Here is a 7,719-nt window from a genome sequence, read left to right on the forward strand (position 1 = left end):
TTGTACGGCTGGTGTGGAGTTAGATATTGGCTTCCCTGGGTTAAAAACCCTATTTTCTGGTGAGTCAATCTTTTGGTTGCGGCTGACGGGTAATGGCATTGCTCTGCTCAGTTCCTTTGGTGGTGTTTATGAAGTGGATGTTAATGGGGAATACATTGTGGACACGGGCCACATTGTGGCCTTTGAAAAGAGCCTAGATTTCTCGATCGGCAAGGCTAACAAGTCTTGGCTAGGTGCATTTCTCGGTGGCGAAGGGTTTGTCTGTCGTTTTCGCGGCAGGGGTAAGCTGTATTGCCAAACCCACAACGCCGGTGCATTTGGATTACTGGTAGGCCCCAAATTACCCCCTCGGTAGAAATAAATCATGAATGCTCAGCCCTGTGGCACAAGAACTAGCGCTACATGGGCACAGCATAGGACGGTTAATACAGAACTAGTACCAACAACCAACAGCGAAAAACCAATGGCAGACTATACTTATGAGATCGAACATGCACCTTCATTTGCCTCGTTGAAGGTGAGACTCAAAGCTGACCAAACCTTGATGGTGGAGTCTGGGGCCATGGCAGCAATGGATTCACACATTAAAATGAAATCCAAGATGAAAGGGGGTCTCATGAAGGGGCTAGCCCGCATGGTCAGTGGGGAGTCGTTGTTTATTAGTGAGTTCACCGCAGAAGGCAAACCGGGGGTGTTATTTATTTCGCCCGGAGTATCGGGGGACTTGACCTACTATCGCCTAGAGGGTAACTCATTAATCATCCAGTCCTCTGGGTATGTGGCCTCAAGTCCCAGCATTCAATTAGACACCAAATTCCAAGGGCTGAAGGGGTTCTTCTCCGGGGAATCAATCTTTATGTTGAAAGCATCAGGGACTGGCGACATCTGGTTCAGTTCCTATGGCGGCATCATCGAAATTCCCGTGAGTGGCGACTACGTGGTGGATACAGGCTATATCGTCGCCTTTGAGGATACACTTAACTACAACATAGAAATGTTGGGAGGGCTGTCCTTCCGAGGCTTGAAGACAGGAATTTTGGGCGGGGAAGGGCTGGTTTGTCGCTTCACAGGTCAGGGTAAACTCTGGATTCAAACCCGCAATCTGATTCCTTTAATCAATTTCTTGAATCCGTTCCGCCCCGTCAAGAGTGACTACCGTCAAGAGTAACTAGGAGTCATGCCGATCGAACTACCACCAGGAACCGCTGCTCACAGTGAAGATAGCTCACCAGATACTAGCAACCGTCAGCTTTTAGTAATTGGAGGGCTGTTTCTTGCCTTTGTAGTAGGGTTAATTTGGTTGTTTGTAACACTCATTACTAACTTGGTGCTGCTATTGCCCCCCAGTGTTGAGCAACAACTAGGGGCAGTAATGGTACCTGCTTTTGAGCAACAGGCAAAGTCTTCACCCACCCAAGACACCCTAAATCAACTATTAGACAGCCTGGAGCAGCATCTGCCTGCGGATAAACGCCGAGACTATCGGGTGCTGTACATTCCCCAGGATGTTGTGAACGCGATTGCGATTCCTGGCGATCGGGTGATTATCTACAAAGGTCTGCTGGCAGAAGCAGGCTCTGAAAACGAAGTGATGATGGTGCTCGGCCATGAACTGGGGCACTTTGTAAACCGAGATCACTTACGTGGCATTGGCAGAGGACTAGCGATTCAGTTGTTGCTAGCCGTCTTTTTGGGAGATGCAGGAGCTATACAAAATGTCGCCATCTCTGGAGTAGCGAGAATTAGCCAAGCTAGGTTTTCCCAAGCCCAAGAACTAAAGGCCGATGAAGTAGGATTGACCCTACTCGCTCAGCACTATGGGCAGGTCGCTGGAGCAACGGATTTCTTTGAGCGTATTAGCAGGCTTCCCGGTGCTAACATTGCGTTTCTATCGACGCATCCTGCTCCTAGAAAGCGCGTTGCTGAGCTTCGGCGCTTGATTCGGCAACGGGGATATGCTATGGGCACGAAAGTCCCCCTACCGCCTGCTCTGGCTGTTGGTGACAAGTAGACAGCAAGTAGACAGCAAATAGAAAATAGGTGGGCTAGGCAGCCATAAAAAATCGCGCCCTGGCTATAATTTTGGGCGCGATCGTCTCAGAAGCCTACCCTTGTTTCTCTTTCCTCTATCTATTGCCACTTCTCCATACTACGGCTACAAGTAGCTTGCGGTGAGGGCTTAAGCCCTCACTACGAACTGATGAATCATGTGGCTAGCTTTTGGAGCATTGGTACACGTACCCCTTGGTCGCTTGGATGTGAACAATTGGAATGTGAAGAATTGGAATGTGAAGAATTGGTGTTAACTGAGGGTAGCACCACTGCGATCGTAAACGTCGCGGATATCGCCATAGGGTTTGCCTTGAATGCTTTGCAGTTCAATAACATCATCCGGTAGACCAGCTTCAGCGGCCACACGACCCAACAAGGACTGCTGACGATTTTTTACCAAGTGATGATGACGTTGCATCAAAGCCCGTGCTTGCTCTTGAGTAGACATCATAGGTTCCTCCTAGAATTTTTTGTGTGTTTAATGGGTGTACTTAAACTTGTTGTCTCTAAACCGTTGATAGTTGCCCAAACAGCAACACCATTAGCCGGAGCCGTAAGGATACTGACCTCATGGGGTCTGACCTAAAGCAGGTCTGCGCTAAGAGCAAGTAGTTGGTTTCTTGCTTCAGTTATACTATATCAGAAAAAATCTGTATCTAAAACTACAAAATTTAGATTATTTAATAATATGCTGACATTAAATTGATGGGTTATGCGATCGCAAGCTGGATGGCATCATTGGCCCTAGCTCACCAAAGCTCTGTGATAAGAGCAACCAGTCTGTGCAAAACTCATGAATGGACTTAGGCTAATAACAGACAGTAAATAGACCGAGAGTATGGGCGCGATCCAAGCACTACGAGGAACAAGAGACATTCTGCCTGACGAGGTAGGCTACTGGCAGCAGGTGGAAGCTATTGCTAGAGACATCTTGGCGCGGGCGGCCTATCGGGAAATTCGCACACCACTGGTCGAACAAACTGATTTATTTGAGCGGGGCATCGGACAAGCAACAGACGTGGTGGGTAAGGAAATGTATACCTTTGTGGATCGGGGCGATCGCTCGATTACGCTCCGTCCAGAGGGGACTGCTGGGGTAGTGCGATCAGTGATTGAACATAATTTAATGGCGCAAGGGGGTGTGCAGCGGCTTTGGTATACAGGAGCCATGTTTCGCTACGAGCGTCCGCAAGCGGGTCGCCAACGTCAGTTTCATCAATTGGGGGTGGAGGTGTTAGGGAGTGCTGATCCTCGTGCTGATGTAGAAGCAATTGCCATCGCCACCCAAATTCTCCAGACCTTGGGTTTAAAGAGCCTACAGTTGCAACTGAACTCGGTAGGTAATCTCAGCGATCGTCAGCGCTATCGAGAAGCTCTTGTGGCCTACTTCACACCATACCAGGCAGACCTTGACGTTGACTCCCAAGACCGCTTGTCTCGTAATCCCCTCCGCATTCTAGACAGCAAAGACCCCCGTACTATTGAGATTGCCCAAGGTGCTCCTAGCATCCTGGATTATTTGAGCAACAACTCTCAACAACACTTCGATCGCGTGCAACACCTCTTGACGGCCCTAGGAATTAGCTATGAACTGAATCCCCGCCTAGTGCGCGGGCTAGACTATTACACAGACACTGCTTTTGAAATTGTGTCGGCTGATTTGGGTGCTCAGGCAACCGTATGTGGGGGAGGACGCTACAACGGCCTAGTGCGAGAGTTGGGTGGTGGCGACGTGCCTGCAGTGGGGTGGGCGATCGGCCTGGAGCGCCTGATTCTACTCCTGCAAAATCTTCAACCCATGCCTACTGCTCATCTAGACCTTTATGTGGTGTCTAGGGGCGATGCTGCCGAAACTCAGGCTACAATCTTGGCTCAGCAGCTTCGCCAACGAGGGTTTGCTGTGGAGCTAGATCTCAGTGGCAGTGCCTTTGGTAAGCAGATGAAGCGAGCCGATCGCAGTGGTGCCCTTGCTTGCCTAATTTTGGGAGACGAGGAAGCTGCCCAGGGTACTGTGCAACTGAAGTGGCTCCGCACTCAAACCCAAATCGTGCTGTCTCAAGCTGATGTGTTAGCAATGGAACCGACTATCTTTAGGGAGCGTGCTGAAGCCGCAGCATCTTCCTAAACGCCAATGAGGACAATCTAAGACAATCTAAACAATCTAAGTAGACAGCCGCCACACCTGAATAACCCGATCAGTACTGCCGCTGATAATCGTGTTCCCATTAGGACTAATAGCCACCGCATTCACAGCGGATGTATTTCCTGACAATGTGCACAACAGTTTGCCTGTGGCCACCTCCCACAGGTTGACCGTATGATCACAACAGCCACTAACCAAAACATAATTACCAGGGTTTTGATGATCAGCACCGATCGCCACCGATGTTACCCCTTCCCTATGGGCAGTCAGGGTGTGTAGCAATTGCCCCGTGTGTAGGTTCCACAGCTTAATGGTGCCATCATTACTGCCGCTAGCCAAGGTTTGTCCATCAGGACTAATTGCCAACGCCGTCACCCGACTAGCATGGCGCGAAAACGTGCGGATGTGAAGGCCAGCTTCTAAATCCCACAATTTGATTTCACGATCGTTGCCCCCACTAGCCACCAACTTGCTATCTGGGCTGATTGCTAAGGCATAAATTGAGCTGGAATGTCCTACCCAACTTTGTAAGAGAGAGCCGCCCTCTAAGTTCCAGCGCTTAATCGTCTTGTCATCCCCTGCGCTGACTAGCATTAAGCCATCTCCAGTTATTGCCAGCGCATTCACCCAGTTAGTATGCTCCGTTAGAGTATATAGCAATCGCCCCGTTTCCACATGCCACAGGCAAATAGTTTTGTCGCTACCACCACTGGCCAGAGTCTTTCCTGAGGGACTGATTGCCACTGCGTGAATGGGTTCTTTGTGGCCCTGCAACACACGTAAACTACGGCCTGTGGTCAATTCCCAGAGACGTACTGTGCGATCGTTGCTGCCGCTAGCAAAGAGATCCCCTGCTGGGTGCATGGCTAGACAACGGATGCGATCGCGGTGCTCTCGAATGGTGTAAGCCTTGAGCCAGATTTGAGGCATAGGTGGCAAGCTGGGCATCGAAGCAACTGGTGAGGCTACCTGGGACGGCATAGAACTCATCTGCCCTACGGGAATTTGTAAGTCTCGTAATACCTCCTCCGCAGACTGATACCGCTCGCTAACCGCATCCTTCAGCAACTTATCAAGAATGAACGTTAGCTGCGGACTTAAGGTAATGCCATCTCGCTCTAGACAATCTTGCCACAGCCAGCGCCCTTGAATCGGGTCAAACAATTCATCGGGTCGCACACAGGTCAGCAAAAACGCACAGGTTGCTCCCAAGCTGTAGAGATCACTGGCAGGAAACGCTCGACCACTCCGCCATTGCTCTATGGGTGCATAGCCCTCGGTGCCAATTTTAGTGCCCCCCAAGGTAAGAGACTCTGGAGTAATCTGTTTGGCAATTCCAAAGTCGATTAACACAAAACGTCGATCGCCACTACGACGCAAAATATTTGTGGGTTTAATGTCCCGGTGAATGACCTGACGATCGTGGACAAACCGCAACACTGGTAACAAATCTTGCAAAAGATTACGAATCTCTGCCTCACTAAACCGTCCCCGCAATTGCAGCTCTTGCAACAGGGTTTGACCCTCCACAAACTGCTGAACGAGGTACAGTCGGGCATGATCTTCAAAATAAGCTAGTAGGGTTGGAATCTGTGAGTGCTCTCCCAACTCATCCAAACGCATCGCCTCTTGGTTAAACAATCGGATAGCCTGCTCTAGGGCTGCTTGGTTCAGAGTGCTGGTTCCCCTAGCCTGGGGTAGAAACTGCTTAATCACACAGCGAGAATTTAACCGATGCTCGTCGATCGCCAAAAATGTTCTACCAAAGCCCCCCTCTCCCAGTGGATGTACTGCTCGATAGCGATCTTTTAAGAGCAATGGCGACCCACACGACTGACAGAACTTGGTTCCGGTTGGATTATTTGGTTGCTGGCAATCTGGATTCAAGCAGTAGCTCATGCTGGACAAATGGTTAACTGAGCAAGTTGCACAGGCTAGTACCAGTTAAGGGTAGACCGTTACGGGTAAGTACTCACGTGCTGTAGATACAAACTTCTGCAAACTAGGTCGTCAACAGCATTGAGCTTGGTAATAGCGTTACTCCAAAATAGTAAAGGATTCTAGTTGGTTTAGGGTCACCTAGGGGATAAATACACGAGTGGCACTCCTATCCCTAGAAATTTCAGCGACGTTATCACAACCAAAACAGTAGTCTACCATTGCCACCTGCCTAACGCCAATTTTACAAACTCAAACACCAGATGGTCAGATGTATCGTTGGTTACTAACCCTTGGCGATGCAGATGTAGCCGTATGCAGGCTAGTAAAACATTACAGCTCAATTTACGGCTTTACGGCTCAATTTTAAGGTAGCGCCTTGGTTCATAGTAGGTGTCTAAGTAAGCGCTGAAGCCTTTACTACGAACTCTAGCCTTATTACGAACTCTAGATAGTACCTAGATTTACAGCAGGTGCCTAAGCACAAAACCCTTACCACGAACGTTGCTTTTAGTTGGCGACAGTACACTAGCTAGCCGCTCATCACGAGTCCTAAAGCTCTTGCTGCAAACCTTAGTAGCAACTATGTACTAATACGCCAGTTTAGCACTATACCAATAGAGAATAGTGCTTCCCTCAATCTCTGTGTGTGGACTAACTAATCTGACTGATCTAACTAAAGAGAATTTAGTAGAACGATCAGCATAGGTGGTGACTGTCTAAATTGTAGAAATTTAGGAAACAAAGTGTATATAAACTAAAGTATTGTCTTTTTTTAAGAATCAATTCATAATAGTGCTATCGGTAGAAAGCTAACTAGTCGTGGCTATTGAATCTGTAGTTATAGCTGGCAACAAACTTGAGGGAGCAAACACCAGAGAGCGCATACTACAGAACAATGGTTGTCTGATAAAACCTTCTGCCTGAGAGTATGTCACTGCTGAAGTGTGCTCTGTGAGCTGTGTCTCAACTTTCTCGTGACTAGCTATGGCTACTCAGTTCTACGGCGGTGTGAGCGTCGGCCATACATCACTTTTATTCATTCCATCGGAGGCAAACCACATGATTACTATTCGTTCAGCTCACGATCGCGGTGTTGCCAACTTTGGCTGGCTAGATAGTCGGCACACCTTTTCCTTTGGTAACTATTACGACCCAAACCACATGGGTTTCGCCACGCTACGGGTTATTAACGAAGATAAGGTTGCTCCTGGTCAAGGCTTTGATACCCACGGCCATCGCGATATGGAAATCATTTCCTACGTCTTAGCAGGCAGGTTGGAACACAAAGACAGCATTGGCACTGGCTCTGTAATTCGCCCTGGTGATGTGCAACGTATGTCTGCTGGCACGGGTATTCTCCACAGTGAATTTAATGCCTCTCAAACCGAGCCTGTGCACTTTTTGCAAATCTGGATCTTGCCAGAGCAGCGAGGCATTCAGCCAGGGTACGAGCAAAAAACCTTCACCGATGAGGAAAAACAAGGCCAATTGCGGTTAGTAGGCTCTCGCGATGGTCGGGATGGCTCCATTACCATTCATCAGGATGTTAACCTCTACGCCTCACTGCTAACGGACAGAGATAC

Annotated in this window: 7 protein-coding genes; 5 read left to right on the forward strand and 2 right to left on the reverse strand. The window is 48.8% G+C overall.

All coding sequences use genetic code 11. The features are described 5' to 3' along the window. The 3 genes from NZ772_09810 to NZ772_09820 all read left to right on the forward strand — a co-directional run. Nucleotides 1-355 (forward strand): TIGR00266 family protein (locus NZ772_09810; GenBank protein ID MCS6813846.1); only part of this gene is annotated, 355 nt, incomplete at its 5' end. A 108-nt stretch (nucleotides 356-463) separates the two neighbouring features. Continuing rightward, a complete protein-coding gene (locus NZ772_09815) occupies nucleotides 464-1,168 on the forward strand; it encodes a TIGR00266 family protein (GenBank protein MCS6813847.1) in 705 nt (234 codons plus the stop codon). A gap of 9 nt (nucleotides 1,169-1,177) precedes the next feature. Beyond that, nucleotides 1,178-2,011 carry a M48 family metallopeptidase gene (locus NZ772_09820; GenBank protein ID MCS6813848.1) on the forward strand — a complete coding sequence of 278 codons (834 nt, stop codon included), beginning with the start codon at nucleotides 1,178-1,180 and terminating at the stop codon, nucleotides 2,009-2,011. Between the two features lie 291 nt (nucleotides 2,012-2,302). On the opposite strand, the gene NZ772_09825 is transcribed toward NZ772_09820, so the two are convergent. Further along, nucleotides 2,303-2,500, reverse strand: coding sequence for a hypothetical protein (locus NZ772_09825; protein MCS6813849.1), 198 nt, complete (start codon nucleotides 2,498-2,500; stop codon nucleotides 2,303-2,305). A 390-nt stretch (nucleotides 2,501-2,890) separates the two neighbouring features. Between NZ772_09825 and hisS the strand changes: the two genes are divergently transcribed. Then, nucleotides 2,891-4,177 (forward strand): histidine--tRNA ligase, encoded by a 1,287-nt coding sequence (gene hisS, locus NZ772_09830; protein MCS6813850.1) that lies wholly within the window; start codon nucleotides 2,891-2,893, stop codon nucleotides 4,175-4,177. 36 nt (nucleotides 4,178-4,213) lie between these two features. Here the strand turns inward: hisS and NZ772_09835 are convergent, their stop codons facing one another. Then, complete coding sequence (locus NZ772_09835; protein MCS6813851.1) at nucleotides 4,214-6,094, reverse strand: serine/threonine protein kinase; 1,881 nt, start codon at nucleotides 6,092-6,094, stop codon at nucleotides 4,214-4,216. Between the two features lie 1,101 nt (nucleotides 6,095-7,195). On the opposite strand from NZ772_09835, the gene NZ772_09840 reads away from it, so the two are divergent. Then, nucleotides 7,196-7,719, forward strand: a 524-nt coding sequence (locus NZ772_09840; GenBank protein MCS6813852.1) for a pirin family protein, incomplete at its 3' end; no start/stop codon positions are given.

Source organism: Cyanobacteriota bacterium, from assembly GCA_025054735.1.
Taxonomy (GTDB): domain Bacteria; phylum Cyanobacteriota; class Cyanobacteriia; order SKYG9; family SKYG9; genus SKYG9.

Excerpts from the sequence above, each read along its gene's own strand:
- NZ772_09815 (MCS6813847.1), top strand. The coding sequence starts at position 464 with ATGGCAGACTATACTTATGAGATCGAACATGCACCTTCATTTGCCTCG.
- NZ772_09820 (MCS6813848.1), top strand. The coding sequence starts at position 1,178 with ATGCCGATCGAACTACCACCAGGAACCGCTGCTCACAGTGAAGATAGC.
- NZ772_09825 (MCS6813849.1), bottom strand. The coding sequence starts at position 2,500 with ATGTCTACTCAAGAGCAAGCACGGGCTTTGATGCAACGTCATCATCAC.
- hisS (MCS6813850.1), top strand. The coding sequence starts at position 2,891 with ATGGGCGCGATCCAAGCACTACGAGGAACAAGAGACATTCTGCCTGAC.
- NZ772_09835 (MCS6813851.1), bottom strand. The coding sequence starts at position 6,094 with ATGAGCTACTGCTTGAATCCAGATTGCCAGCAACCAAATAATCCAACC.